The sequence below is a fragment of the Bifidobacterium anseris genome (assembly GCF_002860345.1).
Taxonomy (GTDB): Bacteria; Actinomycetota; Actinomycetes; order Actinomycetales; family Bifidobacteriaceae; genus Bifidobacterium; species Bifidobacterium anseris.
Genome location: NZ_NMYC01000005.1, coordinates 218727 through 236026, shown reverse-complemented (window position 1 = coordinate 236026; position 17300 = coordinate 218727). Strand labels below are relative to the sequence as shown.

Here is a 17300-nt window from a genome sequence, read left to right as displayed (position 1 = left end):
GTCCTTTCGTTGACGTGCCGCCGACGCCGCCGTCGGCGCTCCGCGCTGCTGATAAGTGCATCAATATATATCCGAAGCCACAGAGAAACTTGAGCGCTTCAGCATGTCGAGGTCGCCCCCGCGATTATCATCGGAACACAGCGGACAGCAGGACACGGCGGCGCACCCATCCGCGGGCGCCGCCGTACCGAGACGATGCATACGAAGGAGTGTCATGCGGCTCATCACCTATACGGATCAAGCGTTTCAGTACCAAGGGCGCACCGAGAAGACCGACGCCGGCCTGCTGTGGGTGTTCCCCTACACGCAGACGCGATTCCGCTTCACCGGCACATCGTTGAGCGTGCGACTGCGCAACCATTGGAACTACGGCGACATCCGCCTCGGCGTCATCATCGACAACACGCAGTACAGCGTGCGCATCCCCTCGCCGGCCGAGCCGACGCTGCCCGTGTACACCGAGGAGGACGAAGGCGTGCTGACGCTGCGCATCGCCGATCATCTGCCGGATATCGAGCACAAGGCGGTCGTCTTCAAACGTCAGGACGGCGGCATGCACTATATGGAATTCGTCGGCGTCGCGGTGGACGATGACGCCCACATCGAGGCGCCGCTTGAGACGCCGAGCACGCGCCGCATCGAAATCTACGGCGATTCGGTCAGCTGCGGCGAGCGCAACGAGGCCGTCCTCTACACCGGCAAGTCCGATCCGGATGCCGATCTGTCGTCGTACAGCAACGCCTGGTATTCGTACGGCGCGATCGCCGCGCGTGCGCTCGGCGCCGAGCTGCGCATCATTGCACAGGGCGGCGCACCGCTCATCGACGGCATCGGCTGGTTCAATGCCCCCGATTACGTGGGCATGGAGAGCATCTGGGACCGTGTGCGTTACAACCCGGCGCTCGGCGAGTCGAGCATGTGGAGATTCGACGATTACGAGCCGCAGGTCGTCATCATCGCGCTCGGACAGAACGATTCCCATCCGAACGATTTCATGGCCGACGACTACGACGGCGACGAGGCTGTCCATTGGCGTGCCCGCTATGCGGACTTCGTGTGCGCGCTGCGTGGACGCTACCCGCACGCGCGCATCGTCTGCACGACGACGGTGCTCGAGCACAGCGCGCAGTGGGATCGCGCGATCCGCGAAACGGTCGAGGCCATCGACGATCCGCGCATCAGCTATTTCGGCTACACGCGCGCCGGCAGCGGCACGCCCGGACATCCGCGCATCGCCGAGGACGAGGAGATGGCGCGCGAGCTCGTCGCCTATCTTGATACGCTCGGCGCGGATATCTGGAGCGGCCGCTGACGCGCATGCGATAACGGGAGATGGTGATCGGCGCGCGCCGGCTATCGGCAGACCATCGGCAGCCGGCGAATCATCAGTACGAAAGCTCGGGCAGGGCTCATCGGGAAAGGCAGTGACATGTCCACAGTGACGGGAATCGCACCCGGAGCGTCGAAGGTGGCGCACGGCGGCCGCCATCACGGCGCCGATCGCACGCGCGCGGGGGCGCTGCGCGTCGCCGCCGTCTTCGCCGACCATATGGTGCTGCAGCGCGATATGCCGATCGCTGTCTTCGGTACGGCGCCGCGCGACACGCAGGTCGTCGTGCAGCTGCGGACGGCCGACGATGTCATCGTCGCACAGAGCGCGTCGCAGGACGTGCGCGACGCCGAAGCGTGGACGGTGCTGCTGCCGCCGCTGTCGGCAGGCGGTCCGTACACGCTCGACGTGCGCGCCGGCCACGACACGATCACCTGCACGGACGTCTTCATCGGCGAAGTGTGGCTCGCCGGCGGCCAAAGCAACATCGAACTCGAACTGCATACGAGCGAGCACGGCGCCGACGAGATCGCCGCCGCTGACGACCCGCTGCTGCGTTTCTACAACACGCCGAAGGTCGGCGCCGTCGACGAGGCGGCGGAGGCCGACAGCGCATGGTGCGCCGCCGTCACCCCCGAGGTCGCGCACATGTCTGCCGTCGGCTACCATTTCGGACTCCGGCTGCGCGAAAAGCTCGGCGAAGGCGTCGCCGTCGGCATCATCGATTGTTATATCGGCGGCACGTCGATCTCCTGTTGGATGAGCACGGCCACGTTGAACGGCTCCACTGCCGGTCGCCCGTACGTCGAACGCTACGAGCAGGCGATCGCCGGCAAGACCGACGAGCAGATGCGCGCCGAGGCGGACGCGTGGCAGCGCACCTTCGACCAGTGGAACAACGACGTCGCCGCGATGAAGGACACGCATCCCGGCATCACGCAGCCGCAGATCGACGCCGTGCTCGGGCCATGCCCGTGGCCGCCGCCGGTCACGCCGTTCTCGGAGCGCCGCGTCGGCGCGCCCTTCGAAGGCATGGTCAGGCGCGTCGCACCGTACACGGTCCGCGGATTCCTGTGGTATCAGGGCGAGGAGGATGAACTGCAATGCGGTTCCTACCGTGAGCTGCTCGGGCTGCTTATCGATGAATGGCGGACGTTGTGGAATCTCGACGGCTATGACGAGCCGACGGTCGGCTATCAGCCGGGCGCGCGGACGCTGCCGTTCCTCGTCGTGCAGCTGCCGCAGTGGATCGACGGCCAGGTCGCGGCGCTCGGCGAGGATCCGCGCCGCTGGCCGGCCATCCGCGCCGCGCAGTACGACGCGAGCGAATCGCTCGACGACGTGGAGCTCGTCTGCACGATGGACTGCGGCGAATTCGACAACATCCATCCGCTCGACAAGCGCACGGTCGGCGAACGCATCGCGAATCTCGCATTGCGTACCGTCTATGGACATCAGGATGTGGCCGCCGAGAGTCCGCGCGCCGTGCACACGAGCGTCGCAGGCGCAGCAATCGACGTCATGTTCAATCATGCGCATGGACTGCACTGGCGAGGCACGACGCCGGATACGATGCGTGACGCCGACGACGAGAGCGGCGCGCGTGCAGCCGGAGCTTCGGGATTCGAGATCGCCGGCGACGACGGCGTCTATGTGGACGCCGAAGCGCAGATCCTCGAGTACAGCGGCATCGACGCGGCCGACGGTGAGCATATGAAGGTGCGCGTGTCGGCGCCGCAGGTGCCCGCGCCGACCGCCGTGCGGTACGCGTGGCGCAGCTGGGGTCCGGCCCCGCTGTTCAACGGCGACGGTCTGCCGGCATTCCCGTTCGCCGATGACTGACGGCTGGACGCCGATTCCGAGCGTTGACCGATGGATTGGCCGATAGCGGAATGAGCGCCGTGCTGCCGGCGGCGAGCATCAGCGTCGCCGGCAGCACCGGATAAGTCCATGGCAGCGGCGTCGCGCTTGCGGGGACGGCCAGCGCGAAGATAAGAATCGCACTGACGACGAAGACGCCCCATGCCACGCCGGCGACGGTGATGGCCATGCGACGTCTGGCGTCCGGCGTCCACCGCGCGGCACGCGCCATGCGCAGCAGCCAGCGCACACCGGCGCCGATGCCGACGCCGAGCAGCGCAGGGACTGCGCCAAGCGTGCAGCCGTAGGGCACCGCAGTCCCGACGCCCACCAGAAGTGTTCGTCTGGTCGCGCCCATTCCCAATCGCCGGTCGTCAGCGCCACACATCGTTGTCGATAACGCCGATGCGCATCACACGCGGTCGATCACGTCCCTCAGCCATCTGCGCCTCCGCCCGTATCGTCAATGGCATCCCGACGATGCCACCCGTATGTTCGACAGTAATCCAGAAGGACCATGCGCCGCCACCGTCTGTCACGAATCTCCTGACAGACGCGCTCAATGGCGACGGTCGACACGCAGCAGCCAGATGCCGAAAGGCACTGTGAGCACGCCGCCGACGACGAAGATCACACGCACGTCGATCACATCGGCGAGCGGCCCGAACACAAGCATGCCGAGCGGCGTGCCGAAACCGGAGAACGTCGTCAGCAGGCCAAACACGCGGCCGCGCATCTCCGGCGTACTCTCATGCTGCAGCAGCGTGAACGTCGGCGACGAGCCGAGCGATGTGCACAGACCGACGAGGAAATCGACACACAGATAGACGAGCAATGTCGGCGACAACCCAAGTCCCGCCGTGCACACGCCCATGCCGATGAACGCGCATGCGAGCAGCGCCATATTGTCATGGAAGATGCGCGCGCCGAACGCGGCGAGCAGCGCGCCGCCGATCACCATGCCGACACTCCACGCCATCTCGTTCGCCGCGAGCTTGTCGGCGGCCGTCGACAATACGGTGAAGCCAAGGTTGAGCTGCTGGCCGTCGAATCCGCGATTCATCAGAATCAACGTGAGATTCATCGGCGCGATGTTGATGAAACAGACGATGGCATAGGCGACGAGCACACTGCGGATACGCGGGTATTGCCACGCATAGCGCAGACCGGTGCGCATATCGTCGAACACGGACGCGCTCGGCGCTTGCGCAGCGGCGGCACGCGCGCGACGCACACGAATCAGTGCGACGAAAGCGACGCCGATGACCGCCGTCGTCACATCGACGTAGAGAATCGCCCATAACGGCAGCAGATTGACGAGCACGGCGGCGACGGCGGGTGCGGCGATGAGATTCACCGACTGAATCGTGCCGTTGATCGAATTCACGCGCAGCAGCGCATGCTCCGGCGTGATCTGCGGAATGAACGACTGCACAGCCGGCGTCTGCGCGCCGCCGCCGGCCGAACGAATCGCGAGCACGACGAAGAACAGCATCAGGTCGGCGAGGTTGTGCGCAATCGCGATGGACAACACGACGGTGACAGCGGCGATGAGCGCGTCTGGCAGGATGATGAGCGCCTTCTTGTTCCAACGGTCGGCCCATGCGCCGCCGAACAGCGAGACGATCGCCTGCGGTACGCATGCGCACAGCATTGCGACCGTCATCGTGATGCCGGAATCGGTGCGCATGACGAGGTACCAGAAGACCGCGTACTGCACGATGCTCGATCCGATCAGCGAAAGCGCCTGACCGGTGAGCAGCAGCGCGACCTGCGCCTGCCAATGCGGCGGGACGGCGGCCGCGGCCGGTTGGGATTGCGGATGGTTGTTCATGATGTCTCCTTTGCTTGAATGCGCGCGAAGGCATGCATGATCGGCACGTCACTGATGCTTGCTCCGAGTGCTCGGATGCGGAGGCGAGGCAAGCGGAACAAGCGGAACTGGAACGGGTAGGTCCAGGACAGGTGCATTTAGGGCGTGAGAGTTAGACGTGCTTAGGTGGTTGCAGGCATGCCGATATAGCCGCTACGTAGCGGCTGCGCGCGATGGCTATCGGAAATTCGAGGATTTCAAGAGGATATGCACTGACGCGCGGTCAGATATCCCACGCGATCATCGACATCATTGCTATTCCACACATGCTTCGTCAGTCTACCATCCCACCGTCCCGTTTCGTCGCCCCGCGCGACAATCTCACCCGCAACCACGGCCGTTAGTGGGTCGATTCCTCGACGGGAGAGGCGGATCGACCCGATGCGGTCCGACCCGTCGAGCGGGTTGACGAAATGACCCACAACAGCGGCCATTCGCGGGTTGGATCGTCGACACACCCGACAGAACTACCCGCTACGGGCTGATCCGCCGATGGAGGCGACGAAACAACCCGCAACCACACTGGTTTGTGACTCATCCCGTCGGTCCCCTCGCCGAGGCCGTTCGCAATGGTGGCCGTTAGCGGGGCGGTTCGTCGACGGGAGCGACGGAACGGGACGCGAGTTGCAGGACAGCGACCAGCAGAGTCAGGCAACAGACCGGCAGACCGGCGGGGCGGAGAGCAAAAAAGGTAGGGTACAGTTCTTGATGAACTGCACCCTACCTATACGTAGCTATCAGTACCTACTGGCGTGGCTCAGCCGTGCACTACCGTGCAGGCCGATTCAATCACTCGGCGTCCTGAACCTGGGCGCGGGCGATCTTGCCGGTGAAGGAGTTGGCCTCGTCGGCGTCCTTCGCGGCTTCGTTGTTCCAGGAGAACATCGCGCGGAGCTTCGGGCCGACTTCCTCGATGCGGACGTTCGAGTACTCCTCCTGGAGCTGCTTGAACTTCGGCGCGCCGGCGGCCTGATCGTCCATGAACTCCTTCGCGAAGGAGCCGTCCTGGATGCGCTTGAGGTGATACTCCATGCGCTCACGGGCATGCTCGTCGATGACGGTGTTGACGTAGTCGCCGTACTGGGCGGTGTCGGAGCAGGACCAACGATCCTTGTTCAGGCCGCCTTCGTTCATCAGGTCGACGATCATCTTGAGCTCGTGGCAGACCTCGAAGTAGGCGATCTCCGGCTGGTAGCCGGCGTCGGTGAGGACCTCGAAGCCCATCTCGACGAGCTTGTTGACGCCGCCGAGGAGCACGTTCTGCTCACCGAAGAGATCGGTCTCGGTCTCCTCCTTGAAGGTCGTCTTGATGGCGCCGGCGCGCAGCGCGCCGAGTGCCTTGGCGTAGGCGAGGGCGAGATCCCAGCCGTCGCCGCGCGGATCCTGCTCGACGGCGGTCACGACCGGGACGCCGCGGCCGGCCGCGTACTCACGGCGGACGATGTGGCCCGGGCCCTTCGGCGCGACCATGAAGACCGGGTGGTCCTCGGACGGCTTGATGTAGCCGTAGTTGATGTTGAAGCCGTGCGCGAAGGCCAGTGCGGCGCCTTCCTTGATGTTCGGCTCGATGTCGTTGTCCCAGATGGCCTTCTGATACTGGTCGGGAGCCAGGATCATGATGACGTCGGCCTCCGCGGCAGCCTCCGGAACGCTCTTGACCTCAAGGCCCTGATCCTTCGCGAACTGGACGGACTTCGAGTTCGGGCGCAGGCCGACGACGACGTCCACACCGGAATCACGCAGGTTGAGCGCGTGAGCGTGGCCCTGCGAGCCGTAACCGATGATCGCGACCTTCTTGCCGTCGAGAACCGAGAGATCGCCGTCGTCTTCGTACCAGATCTGTGCTGCCATATTGGCACACTCCTTTGTTGTCTTTTGCTGCGCACCGCGGGCATTGTAGTGGTCCGCGACGCCTATGTTGTTCTTGTGCCTGATTCATGGATCGCGCGTTCCATGGTCCGGAACGGCCGATCCACGTAGGCAGGCTTCCCGCCGTGTCGGAGATTTTGTCTCCAAAACTGAGTCCTCATATTACCGAAATCCGCAAGCGTCTCCTTGCCAAGTCCATCTTTTGGATACCGTTGGCGTCTCGTTTTGGAATACGCGCGGTTTCTTCTGGAAAATAGCGCCAATCCACCATCGCTTGCCGGAAATCAGCAATATGTTTCGTCCATATAATGGACGTCTTGTTCTTCTGTGCGGCCTGCGGCGCCGCCAAGCCTCTCCTTACCTGACGCATCGTTCATTGACGGATCACCCGCGGGTCACCGCATGTAATCCACATCCTTGGTCTCATGGCAGGTCAGTATCGCCACAAGGCAACCCAGCGCCATGACGCCCAGATACAGACCAACCGAGCCCACGCCCCAATGTGACGAAAGCCATGTGGCCACCGACGGCACGAATGCCGCGCCGACAATCGCCGCAAGATTGTAGCCGATGCCGGATCCGGTGTAGCGCACATTAACGCTGAACAGCTCAGGCAGCAGCGCGCCGATCGGTCCGAACGCAATGCCCATCAACGCAAATCCAAGGCACAGGAACAGCATCGCAGCAGCCGTGTTGTGCACGCCGACGACGGCTTTGTTCATCAGCAGCGGGAACACCGCCGCGAACACGACCAGCGCAATCGACGACCCGATGATCACACGGCGACGCCCCAGACGATCCGCAAACACGCATGAGAGCACGATGAACACGGCGAACACACATACCGAGGCCATCAGCATCGTCATGTACTCCTGCGTGGAGAAACCAAGGCCGCCACCGCCCTGCGCATCCGTTTTCGTGGCCCATGCAAGCGACCATGTGGCGAGCGTATAGAACAGCGTATAGGTGACGGCGACGAGGAACGTCGCCTGCAGCACCTGCCTCCAGCTCGTACGGAACACCTCGACCGCCGGGGCCTTGACAACGCGCTGGCTCCGCTGTGCGGCGCGGAACGCCGGCGTCTCCTCCATATGGACGCGCACGAGCAGCCCCACGACCACCAACAGCGACGACAGCAGGAACGGCACGCGCCATCCCCACGCGAGCATCGCCGCGTCGTCATTGAACATCTCAAGCACCACGTAGGTGCCGTTGCACAGGAAGAAGCCGATCGGCGCGCCGAGTTCGGGGAACGAACCATAGAGTGCGCGCTTGTCGGCAGGCGCGTTCTCGGTGGCCACGAGCGCGGCGCCGGACCATTCGCCGCCGAGACCGATGCCCTGCACAAAACGGCAGACACACAACGCGAGCACAGCCCACACGCCCCACATGTCGTAACCGGGCAGGCAGCCGATGAGGAAGGTCGCGACGCCCATCGTCATCAGCGAGACGACGAGCGTCGCCTTACGCCCGATCGAGTCGCCGAAATGCCCGAAGATCAACGAACCAACCGGGCGTGCGAGGAACGCGACGGCGAAGGTGACCAGCGAGAGCAGCAGCGCGACGGTCGGGTTCGTCTTGTCAGAGAAGAACACGCGCGGGAAGTAGTTCGCGGCGGCCGTGCCGTACGCGTAGAAATCGTAGAATTCAATCGTCGTGCCCACCATGGATGCGGCGATGATCGTGCCCACCGACGAGCGCGCTGTGCGCGACGCCGGTCGGGCGAGAGTGACTGCGGCGGATTCCGCCTCTGTTTCGGCTGCGGTCATGAAAACCTCCTGATAGTTTGCCTGCGTTCATGGCTTGGGGTACGAACGCAAAAACCCCGCACATATGGCGGGGCCCGAGGTAGTTTCACGATCCGTCCCCGCCACCATCGGCGGGGCTGGATTCCAGATATACGAATCAGCTCGCCGATGGCGAGATAATAATTCGTACAATCTGCAGTCGTGCGACCATGGTCTCACTCATCGCGAGCCTCCTTTCCACGTATCCGTTTGCGTTGCTGTGTGCGGCGTGCGCTTGCCGCGGCGCCGTGTTGGGTTAGAACCTACTCCCCGGCCCGCGACCGAGCGCGCACAGTGTCCATATAGTGAGATTCATGATTTTGGACAGCAAGACAATATGCGACTCTCCCGCTTTCAGTGTACAAATATAACCAGCCGCATCACCCAACGGCATCACCGACGCTCACAGTCGGGGCGACACACGCACCATGGCTCCCTATGTCACCGTATTACTCGCAAGCTAATCCGCCATCACGCTTGGACGAGCTTCATGAACACCCAGACGAGGATCATCGCCGTTCTTGCCCTCATTACTCATATTTCCCTCAGCACTCGGCGTCACGCACGCATGCGCGCGTCCTCTCCTTCCGCCGAATCGCGGGTTCTTCGCCATTCGTGCTTTGCCATACGCATCGCAGGGCACCTCGAAACCACCGGCAGGAAGGACAACTGCATCAACTCGTTTCAATTGGAGCGCAGCAGCTCCGCCGGATTGATGCGCGTCGCCTGCACCGCCGGCACCAATGCGCCCACGGCACCCGCGAATGGCACGAGCGCCACGCTCCACGGCAGCATGAACTGCCAGCCCATGCACATTGCGATCGTGGCGGCAATCAGCGATCCCAGAGTCATACCCGCTAGGCCTCCACATAAACCGAGTAGCATCGCCTCGAGTAGGAACTGCAGGGCGATATGCCATGCCGGCATGCCGAGCCCCAAACTGATGCCTATCTCGCGCCGCCGCTCAGTGATGACGATTTGCATGGTGTTGACCACGGTGAAGATACTGACGACGACCATGACAACGGTGATGATTAGTGTCGTCTGCTCTGCATCGGCCATGAGATTCTCGCGCAGCGATCGCGGATCCGCTGGCAGTTTCAGCGACACCGCCTGTGGTTGCTCCGCAAGCAGCGCCATCGGCAGATACTGCGCCACCTGATTGGCAGTTCCTTGTTCGACACCAATCTGCACGATGCGAGACGAGGGCAGCAAATCCATGCGCCGCGCAGTCGCCGGTGTCATCACGATGCTTGTCGCGAGCGCTGATTGATGCGGCGCGTCTTCGATGATGCCGGCCACACGCATTGGCACACTGTCCACGGCAATCCCATGGCCGCTCTGCCCATCGCCTATGCCGAGTTCGCGCGCCACGCGCTCACCGAGCAACGCTGCATTGATATCGTCGTCGGCCAGCGGCAACCCGGAACGGAGCTGGGCACCGCGTGCGCGCAATCCATTCATCGTGCCGATTGCCACATTCGTGCTCAACTGCATCCCCCCAGCTGCCCGCAGTCACGGATTTCGGAACCTGGTCTCCCATGACAAGTGTGCCTGCGTTCTCGACGTGCGGAATGCCGACGACTTGGCCGATCACTTCCCGCTCCGCCCGTTCCCAGCTTGCCGCAGGCAATGTGGCCACAATCACACCGGTCTCCATGGCGACGAAGCGCTGCGCAGTGCGTTCGCTTGTGCCCAGCGTGATCCCTTGCAGCGTGACGAATGTGGCTGCGCAGAACAGCACGGCGCATAGCGAGAACAGGTTCCTCCTCCACCGCCGCATCAACGCCACCGCCGCCCTACTCGCGGGTCCTCTCATCGCGCACCTCCCTCACCACGCCGTCGATCACGTGCAGCTGTCGTCGGCATACGCATGCCACATCATCGTCGTGTGTCACGATAACGAGCGCAGACCGCTCATCCACGACTCGGCAAAGCAAGTCAACGACGAGCTCGGAATTATGCGAATCGAGGTTGCCTGTCGGCTCATCACACAGCAGCAACGTGGGCGTCCACGCAACTGCACGAGCAATGGCGACACGTTGCCGTTCACCACCGGAAAGGTCTGTCGGGTAATTCGCAGCTTTGTTCCGCAGACCCACTCGCTCGAGCGCCGCGCTTGCAAGTTGCCGCGCACGGGCGCCGACTTGTCTGCGAATTGAGAGGCCGTACAGCACATTCTCCTCGACAGTGGAGTGTTCGATGAGATGAAAAGACTGGAACACGAATCCAATGTGCTCGCGGCGCAATCTGCTGCGACGACTGGTTGAACTATGCGAGACGTCGTGACCACACAATGTGTACGTCCCCGCTGTAGGGACATCGAGCAGACCCATAATCGACAGCAGTGTCGACTTGCCAGAGCCCGACGGCCCGGTGATTGCTATTGAATCACCCGCGCGCACGTCAAACGTAGCTTCCTGCAATGCCTGCGTGATGCCGAACGTGCGCTCGATTCCTCGTAGACTGGCCAACACATCCGACCGCTCCATGTTGCCGTTTGGCGTCCCGTTCATTGCCGTTTCCGTTCCGCGGTGTCATTGGTTGAGACCTCTGGCAACACGATCACCATGCCGTCGACAAGTCCGTCGCCGTCAATTTCGCAGAGTCCCTGCACACATAATCCCGTGTCGACGTTCACACGGCCGCCGCCCTCCGTCATCACCCAGATTTGCGAGCCATCCTGCCGCAGCGCGCTCGATTCGACTGTCAATGCGTCTGCTTTCCCCTGCATACGCGTCACCGTCACCGGCGTCTCTGCCGAGTTTATCTTTGCAGACTCCGCCTGCAGTTTTTCCGTATCGGCGTTCTCCAACCGCAGATAGCTGCGATTGTCGTCGCCGATTCCCGCACTGTCATTGGCGCCGGTGTTTTCTTGGGAAGTTTGCCCTTCTCCGACCGTGGGCGTATTCGCTTGTTTCGTCGCAACATACTGTTTGCCGACGGTACCTGTGATTGGGCCGTTAGCAGTTGGAATGGTGACGGACGCTCCTTCGAGCGCGTCGAGATCCGCGTCAGAAACGTCAACCGTAGAAAAGGCGATGGCGTACTCCCGTTCGGCGGTCTCGAGAACGCACAGTTCACCGGCGACCTTCTGCCCGGCGATCCCACATCGAGAGGTCGCCATCACCGGAGTCGCAGGAGCGAACACGAGCTGCTGTTGCGGGATCGCTGTCCGCTTCCAATCCTCGCTCTTCAACGGCGCGTTCGCGCGTCCACTGACCCATACCCCAAGACCGCCAGATACTGGTTCACAGCGAGCGCGGCGGAATCCCCGAAGGCGCCCGCATCATCGTAGATGGCATAACCGAGCCGCGCCAATGCGGCCTGCAGCTGGCGCACATCCTCACCGTTGGAACCCGGCGCGAGGGTTCGCCACATCGGAACGGCACCTTGCACGAGCAGGATGGGGCGCTCGTCGACCACACCGATCACGCCACCCTCGTCAAGATTCGCACCGGCGGTGAGGCCTTCGCGCGTCACAGTGCCCTCAGCGGGAACATGGGCCGTCGCCTTCGGGAACGCCACGAGCTTGCCTGTCATTTCGTCGGCAAGCGTGCGGGTACGAATGGTGGCGGTGAGCGTGGCGGGTTCCTCCGGCTGCCCACGCGATGCTTGAATACCCACGGTCGTGGCGACGACGCCCACCACCAGCAGCCCTACGAGCAGCATGGCCAGCAGCGTCATGCCGAACGCGCGAGGCCATGAACGTTGGCGGTGCATGTCAATCACGCGCTTCGTAGGAGCGCTTGCCGGCAATCACCTCATTGGCGATTTCGCGCGCCTGCTGCAGTTTCTCATGACGTTCCAGCAGCATGGCCTCGTTCGCCACCATCCAAGTGCCGACGTTCCGTTCCAGCGCATTGTTGATGCGTTGCATCAGATTGGCATCGGCTTGGCACTGGTAATCCCGCACCGCCATCGCCTTCTCTTCGTCATTCGGAGGCTCGTTCCATTTGCGATGGCGCCCGAACTTCTTTCCGGCGAGCTCACCGCCACGCAGGCCGCGTACATCATAGCCAGCTTTCTTCATGCAGGGCATGTATTCGTCTTTGATCGCCGCCTGCACATCCGGAGCCTCTATGGCTGACGAGGATTGCTCACGAATGACGTCATCGAATGTATCGAGCACGGCCCGCGTGTTTTCAGCGGATTCAAACAACGCTATATAAGCCTGAGCAGCGCAGCCACCCGTATCCAAATCCCCCATCTCCTGCTCATACCGATTTCTCTCCGAGTTGCTCAAGGTATTCACATATGCATCCAGCGCAATATTGCGCCCTGTCAAATCCGCCGTTTGCGTATTGTAACCAACAGTCTTAGCCTCCTCCTTGCTGCGGAATACCCCTCCGACGTCCACATAACTCTGCGGCACAGTAACCACCGTGTAATCGATTGGTACATCAAAACTTTTTGTGCGCATACATTGGCGTTTTAGAATTTCCTGCGCTTGCATGATTTCCAAATCCACGGATGCCAATTCCACTGTGGCCGATGCCACCGAATCCGGCACGTCAATGGCGTTGGAATGACCGCATGCGCCTACACCTAGCAATATCAACAAAACAACACATGAAGCCAATGCTTTCCTATGGTCTCTCGTGTTTTCCATTTTCCCCCACTCATCCTCTCAGCATCCGTGCCAAAAGCAGCGCTCGCTGCAGTTCTCAACATAAGAAGACCAACTCTCTGATACAAAGCTGCTATACAGATAATCTGGATACGGAGCCATGTGCACAGCGCACTGGTATACGATGAACCCATGAGAAGGACAACCGAGAACGGCAACGTTATCCACATCGGCATCGTGGACAACGACCCATGCTCGCTGAGGATGCTGGCGCTGATGGTCGGACACGCCTCACCCACATTCCAAGTAATCTGGACCGCTGATTGCGCGCAGCATGTACTGGAACATTGCCTGTATGACCAACCCGATCTTCGCGCAAACGTCATTCTCATGGACATGGCACTCAACGAGGAGTCAGGAGCCAATCTGAGCCGCCGGATACGCAAGCATGACGGCAGAACCGGCATTATCGGAATCACGGCCTACCCCGCCAGCCATTATCGAGACGACTGCATCGATGCCGGCTTGCAGGGACTCCTCGAGAAATGCACGCTCTCAGATACCGGTATGCTGATGCAAGCCATCGAGCGAGCGGCACAAGGCGAGGGCTGCGATCCGTCTTTTATCAACGCCCACGATGCGTATCTTCGTCTCTCCCCAACCAATGATCGCCGTTCGCTGACCTCTCGCGAATTGGAAATCATCAGCCTGTACGCCAAACATAAATCGACTGAAGACATTGCCCGACAACTCGGCATCTCAGCAGGCACCGTGTTTTCGCATATCCACCATGCGTTGCCAAAACTCGGCGTCACCACCCGGAACGAGGCCATACTGGCATGCCAAACCATGCATCTCATCTGACAGCCGCACTTCGTACCCGCCACCCATGGATCCTGCTCATCGCATGCATCAGCTTCACGCTGTATCTCATCCAAGCCTGCCCGATGTTCTTTTCCTGGTACGCGGATGTGCTGATGATAGCCGTGTTAATTTCTTTCCTCATCATGCCCAAATATCCACGGCAGGGCATTGGAGCAGCCCTATGCCTCCTCATGGCTTCCGCGTATCTGCCATTTCCCACACCCTCGGCAAGCAGTGCGCTCATGGTGTTGCTCATCGCAACCTTGGGCGCGATTGGCACCTATGACGTGCTGATTGCCGCACCGTTGGCGTTGATCGCCATCATCTGCAATCCCTATCGCGCAGACTATGTGCGCCCATTAGATGGCTGGCAGCTGGCCGGCGCGGCCATGCTCGTGCTGGGCGCAGCCGCCGTCGGCATGTTGCTCAGGCAAATCCAACTGCGGCGACAAGCCGACAAGCAGCATGTCGAAGACATGGAACGTTTACGCGTCGCGCGGCTGCTGCACGACAGTGTGGCGAATGGCATCACGCGTGCACTACTGCTCATCGACAGTGACGTAACCGACGATGCACAACTGCACGGCGAACTGACGCAAGCGTTGACGGACACCCATAGCATCATCAGCACATTGGAGGATGGCGAGGATCGTATATCGGCGCCTGCAAGCGACGATATCGCCACGTCCGTGGAACACATGGAACATCAGCTTGCGCAAGCCGGGTTCGATGGGGAACTTCTCGCCAATACGGCATCCCTCCGTCTAAGTTGCGCCGCCGAAGAGCTCCTACGTAACATCCTCAAGGAAACCACGACGAACATGCTCAAGCACCCGAACCCCGAGTACCCCTACATAATCTCGCTGTACAGCGCTAACGGCAACGCCGCATTCCGCATCACCGATACGCCCAAAAACACGACGCCCGAACCATCACACCAATACGGGCGTTCCTCCGGGCTTGCGCGGCATCAACAGCAGATTGAACGCATTGGCGGCACAGTCACCATCAGCTATGATCGCAATCTATTTTCCGCCACCTACACCCTGCCGACGCGCCCTCCCCGGTGACTTCAGCCGCAGCAAGCGCCAAGTCGACCCACGTTTCGACGCCGCTCTGTTCGCAGGGGCATCAGCACCATGCCGCAAAATGATCGGCGGTGTTCGCCATGCCAGCACAATGAACACAGCGAACACCGTCTTACCCGCCAACGCCTTACCTATCTCAACCTATCTCAGCGCTTCGCGGCCGTCACAATCGAGGCGGCGCCGCACGCGCCGGCAAACGCGAACATGAGCGCCACCCACAGGAAGACGCTCGAGAAGACGCCCGCGTAGGCGAAGACGAATCCGCCGACGACGACGCCGAGCAGACGGCCGAGCGTCGCACTCGTGTTGAATACGGCGAGATATTCGGCGGCGCGGTCGACCTGCGGCACCGAAGCGACGGCGAGCGACTGCAGTGCGTCATCGATCATGTGGATGGCGAAACCACCGATGCCGGCGAACACGTACAGGCCGGCGGTCGTGTAGCTGACGAGCGGCACGACGGCGGCGACGATTGCCAGCGCGATGCCGATCATCAGCACGAGCCGGTCGTTGTCAAAGGACGCGCGCAGCAGATCGGTGACGCCTTCGCCGAGCAGTGCCATCGCGCAGGCGAGCAGACCCATAAGCGCAACCATCGTCATCGTCAAGCGCAGATCAAGGCCGGCGTTGACGCCACCGCGATACCGCACGACGAACCAAACGTAGGCGACCGCAAGCATGACGCCGGCGGACGCGAACAGCCGCGTCAGGCAGATCGTGCGCCATGCGGCCGTCGGATGGCCGACGCGTAGCGTGACGAGCAGATCGGAGGTCTTCATCGGCTTCGCGCGCGAATAGACGGTCGAGGATTCGCGCGGGACGACGAGCAGACCCAGCACACCGGCGGCGAGCAGCGCGACGGCGCACAGATCCATGCCGGCGCTCGGCTCGTCGGCCATCAACACGCCGAACCAGATGCCGAACACGAGGCCGATGAGAAGTCCCACCATGCGCCATGTGCCGACTGCATCACGGAACTTGTCCGGCACACGTTCGCCGATCGACGCGTGCAGCGCGCACAGCATCGCCGCCAAGCCGATCTGCATCAGCGCCCAGATGATGCCGACGGCGACCGGCGTATGGCACGCGCCCAGTGCGAACGCGAACAGGCCACAGATGAGCGCGCCGCCGGCGAACCACGGCGTGCGGCGGCCGACGGGCGTGCGCGTGTGGTCGGACAGCGGCAGGAAGAAGATCGTCGCGACGAAGGAGCACAGAATGCCGACGCCGAGCACCCACGACAGCGCGACTGCGCCGCCGACCGGACCGCCCAAGGCGTCGAGTTCCTGCGGCACGAGCGTGATGTTGAGCGCGGCGAGCGCGAACGCGAGGAAGAACGCCGTGCATGCGAAGCCGATCTTCATGCGCAGCACCTGCGTCTTCGTCGGGCGGTAGCCGTTTGCATCCACCATCGGATCGCGCATATCGAGGAATGCGGATTCGAGGTCGGGCACCGGCTCATCGGCGCCGCCGACCGGCGAGCTCGCACCCATCGCGGCGGCCTGCACTTCCGGCTGATCGGCGGCCGCCGGCGGCGTCTTCGGCTTCTGGCGCACGGCGAGACGCGCGACGGCCGCCTTGTCCTCGTCGGTGAGCGCTTTGTCGAGGTCCGGGCGATCGTCGATGCCCGGACGAATGTAGTTGGAGTTCGGGAACGGACGCGGCGCGAGGCGCCCAGCGTCGTTCGCATTCTGCTGTGGAGACTGATCGTTCATACGCACAACGATAACCGCGACCACGCGGTGGACGCCACGTTACCGCCGTGCGCGCAGACGAATCATGAGGATGGCACGAGCTGTCATCTTATCCGCCACGTCCATCATCGATCGCCGTAATGAGTACGGCACTGCACGATTTCAAGACGCAACGACCGACCGCTTCCCGCAACGCGATACACCAGACGATTTTTCGGGTCGATACGGCGTGACCAGTATCCTGACAGATTTCCCCGCAGCGGTTCCGGCATACCCAGTCCATCCGCCATCCCGTTGCGGTCGATGTCCTTGATGAGGGCATTGACCTTCTTCAGCATTCTCTTGTCGACATGCTACCAATACAG

At 62.2% G+C, this 17300-nt stretch carries 17 protein-coding genes; 4 read left to right on the top strand and 13 right to left on the bottom strand.

The features are described from left to right. Window positions 1-214 precede the first annotated feature (214 nt). Together CGZ88_RS06160 and CGZ88_RS06155 are read left to right on the top strand one after the other, a co-directional pair. Window positions 215-1312 (top strand): SGNH/GDSL hydrolase family protein, encoded by a 1098-nt coding sequence (locus CGZ88_RS06160; RefSeq protein WP_101671382.1) that lies wholly within the window; start codon window positions 215-217, stop codon window positions 1310-1312. Between the two features lie 117 nt (window positions 1313-1429). After that, complete coding sequence (locus CGZ88_RS06155) at window positions 1430-3172, top strand: sialate O-acetylesterase family protein (RefSeq protein ID WP_101671381.1); 1743 nt, start codon at window positions 1430-1432, stop codon at window positions 3170-3172. Here CGZ88_RS06155 and CGZ88_RS06150 read toward each other — a convergent pair. From CGZ88_RS06150 to CGZ88_RS06105, 11 genes are all read right to left on the bottom strand, one after another. Further along, window positions 3129-3521 (bottom strand): hypothetical protein, encoded by a 393-nt coding sequence (locus CGZ88_RS06150; protein WP_101671380.1) that lies wholly within the window; start codon window positions 3519-3521, stop codon window positions 3129-3131. The two genes, CGZ88_RS06155 and CGZ88_RS06150, sit on opposite strands and share 44 nt — an antisense overlap. Window positions 3522-3564: 43 nt before the next feature. Beyond that, complete coding sequence (locus CGZ88_RS08980; protein WP_165778724.1) at window positions 3565-3729, bottom strand: hypothetical protein; 165 nt, start codon at window positions 3727-3729, stop codon at window positions 3565-3567. A 20-nt stretch (window positions 3730-3749) separates the two neighbouring features. Further along, window positions 3750-5024 carry an MFS transporter gene (locus tag CGZ88_RS06145; protein ID WP_101671379.1) on the bottom strand — a complete coding sequence of 425 codons (1275 nt, stop codon included), beginning with the start codon at window positions 5022-5024 and terminating at the stop codon, window positions 3750-3752. Between the two features lie 828 nt (window positions 5025-5852). Continuing rightward, a complete protein-coding gene (gene ilvC / locus CGZ88_RS06140; protein ID WP_026644820.1) occupies window positions 5853-6914 on the bottom strand; it encodes a ketol-acid reductoisomerase in 1062 nt (353 codons plus the stop codon). A 175-nt stretch (window positions 6915-7089) separates the two neighbouring features. Beyond that, window positions 7090-7281, bottom strand: a complete 192-nt coding sequence (locus CGZ88_RS06135; protein ID WP_101671378.1) for a hypothetical protein — start codon at window positions 7279-7281, stop codon at window positions 7090-7092. Window positions 7282-7327: 46 nt separating this feature from the next. Then, entirely contained in the window at window positions 7328-8701 is a 1374-nt protein-coding gene (locus CGZ88_RS06130; protein WP_026644821.1) for an MFS transporter, read from the bottom strand. A gap of 702 nt (window positions 8702-9403) precedes the next feature. Then, on the bottom strand, window positions 9404-10216 hold the full coding sequence (locus CGZ88_RS06125) for an ABC transporter permease (protein ID WP_026644822.1): 813 nt from the start codon (window positions 10214-10216) through the stop codon (window positions 9404-9406). 302 nt (window positions 10217-10518) lie between these two features. Beyond that, on the bottom strand, window positions 10519-11235 hold the full coding sequence (locus tag CGZ88_RS06120; RefSeq protein ID WP_101671377.1) for an ABC transporter ATP-binding protein: 717 nt from the start codon (window positions 11233-11235) through the stop codon (window positions 10519-10521). Continuing rightward, window positions 11232-11918 carry a hypothetical protein gene (locus CGZ88_RS06115; RefSeq protein WP_026644824.1) on the bottom strand — a complete coding sequence of 229 codons (687 nt, stop codon included), beginning with the start codon at window positions 11916-11918 and terminating at the stop codon, window positions 11232-11234. Before CGZ88_RS06115 ends, CGZ88_RS06120 begins: the two co-directional genes overlap by 4 nt. After that, window positions 11915-12451, bottom strand: a complete 537-nt coding sequence (locus CGZ88_RS06110) for a peptidoglycan-binding domain-containing protein (protein ID WP_101671376.1) — start codon at window positions 12449-12451, stop codon at window positions 11915-11917. Before CGZ88_RS06110 ends, CGZ88_RS06115 begins: the two co-directional genes overlap by 4 nt. After that, window positions 12444-13331 carry a hypothetical protein gene (locus CGZ88_RS06105; RefSeq protein WP_133120911.1) on the bottom strand — a complete coding sequence of 296 codons (888 nt, stop codon included), beginning with the start codon at window positions 13329-13331 and terminating at the stop codon, window positions 12444-12446. Before CGZ88_RS06105 ends, CGZ88_RS06110 begins: the two co-directional genes overlap by 8 nt. Before the next feature lie 150 nt (window positions 13332-13481). Between CGZ88_RS06105 and CGZ88_RS06100 the strand changes: the two genes are divergently transcribed. Both CGZ88_RS06100 and CGZ88_RS06095 read left to right on the top strand, forming a co-directional pair. Continuing rightward, complete coding sequence (locus CGZ88_RS06100; protein WP_133120910.1) at window positions 13482-14153, top strand: response regulator transcription factor; 672 nt, start codon at window positions 13482-13484, stop codon at window positions 14151-14153. After that, a complete protein-coding gene (locus CGZ88_RS06095) occupies window positions 14129-15223 on the top strand; it encodes a sensor histidine kinase (RefSeq protein WP_101671373.1) in 1095 nt (364 codons plus the stop codon). Before CGZ88_RS06100 ends, CGZ88_RS06095 begins: the two co-directional genes overlap by 25 nt. A 164-nt stretch (window positions 15224-15387) precedes the next feature. Here the strand turns inward: CGZ88_RS06095 and CGZ88_RS06090 are convergent, their stop codons facing one another. After that, a complete protein-coding gene (locus CGZ88_RS06090) occupies window positions 15388-16956 on the bottom strand; it encodes an MFS transporter (RefSeq protein WP_051198482.1) in 1569 nt (522 codons plus the stop codon). Between the two features lie 104 nt (window positions 16957-17060). Then, window positions 17061-17273 carry a Txe/YoeB family addiction module toxin gene (locus CGZ88_RS06085; RefSeq protein ID WP_442852239.1) on the bottom strand — a complete coding sequence of 71 codons (213 nt, stop codon included), beginning with the start codon at window positions 17271-17273 and terminating at the stop codon, window positions 17061-17063. Window positions 17274-17300: the final 27 nt, after the last annotated feature.

Bases quoted from the DNA above. Each gene is read 5' to 3' on its own strand.
- CGZ88_RS06160 (WP_101671382.1), top strand. From the start codon at position 215: ATGCGGCTCATCACCTATACGGATCAAGCGTTTCAGTACCAAGGGCGC.
- CGZ88_RS06155 (WP_101671381.1), top strand. From the start codon at position 1,430: ATGTCCACAGTGACGGGAATCGCACCCGGAGCGTCGAAGGTGGCGCAC.
- CGZ88_RS06145 (WP_101671379.1), bottom strand. From the start codon at position 5,024: ATGAACAACCATCCGCAATCCCAACCGGCCGCGGCCGCCGTCCCGCCG.
- ilvC (WP_026644820.1), bottom strand. From the start codon at position 6,914: ATGGCAGCACAGATCTGGTACGAAGACGACGGCGATCTCTCGGTTCTC.
- CGZ88_RS06130 (WP_026644821.1), bottom strand. From the start codon at position 8,701: ATGACCGCAGCCGAAACAGAGGCGGAATCCGCCGCAGTCACTCTCGCC.
- CGZ88_RS06125 (WP_026644822.1), bottom strand. From the start codon at position 10,216: ATGCAGTTGAGCACGAATGTGGCAATCGGCACGATGAATGGATTGCGC.
- CGZ88_RS06120 (WP_101671377.1), bottom strand. From the start codon at position 11,235: ATGAACGGGACGCCAAACGGCAACATGGAGCGGTCGGATGTGTTGGCC.
- CGZ88_RS06105 (WP_133120911.1), bottom strand. From the start codon at position 13,331: ATGGAAAACACGAGAGACCATAGGAAAGCATTGGCTTCATGTGTTGTT.
- CGZ88_RS06100 (WP_133120910.1), top strand. From the start codon at position 13,482: ATGAGAAGGACAACCGAGAACGGCAACGTTATCCACATCGGCATCGTG.
- CGZ88_RS06095 (WP_101671373.1), top strand. From the start codon at position 14,129: ATGCCAAACCATGCATCTCATCTGACAGCCGCACTTCGTACCCGCCAC.
- CGZ88_RS06090 (WP_051198482.1), bottom strand. From the start codon at position 16,956: ATGAACGATCAGTCTCCACAGCAGAATGCGAACGACGCTGGGCGCCTC.
- CGZ88_RS06085 (WP_442852239.1), bottom strand. From the start codon at position 17,273: ATGCTGAAGAAGGTCAATGCCCTCATCAAGGACATCGACCGCAACGGG.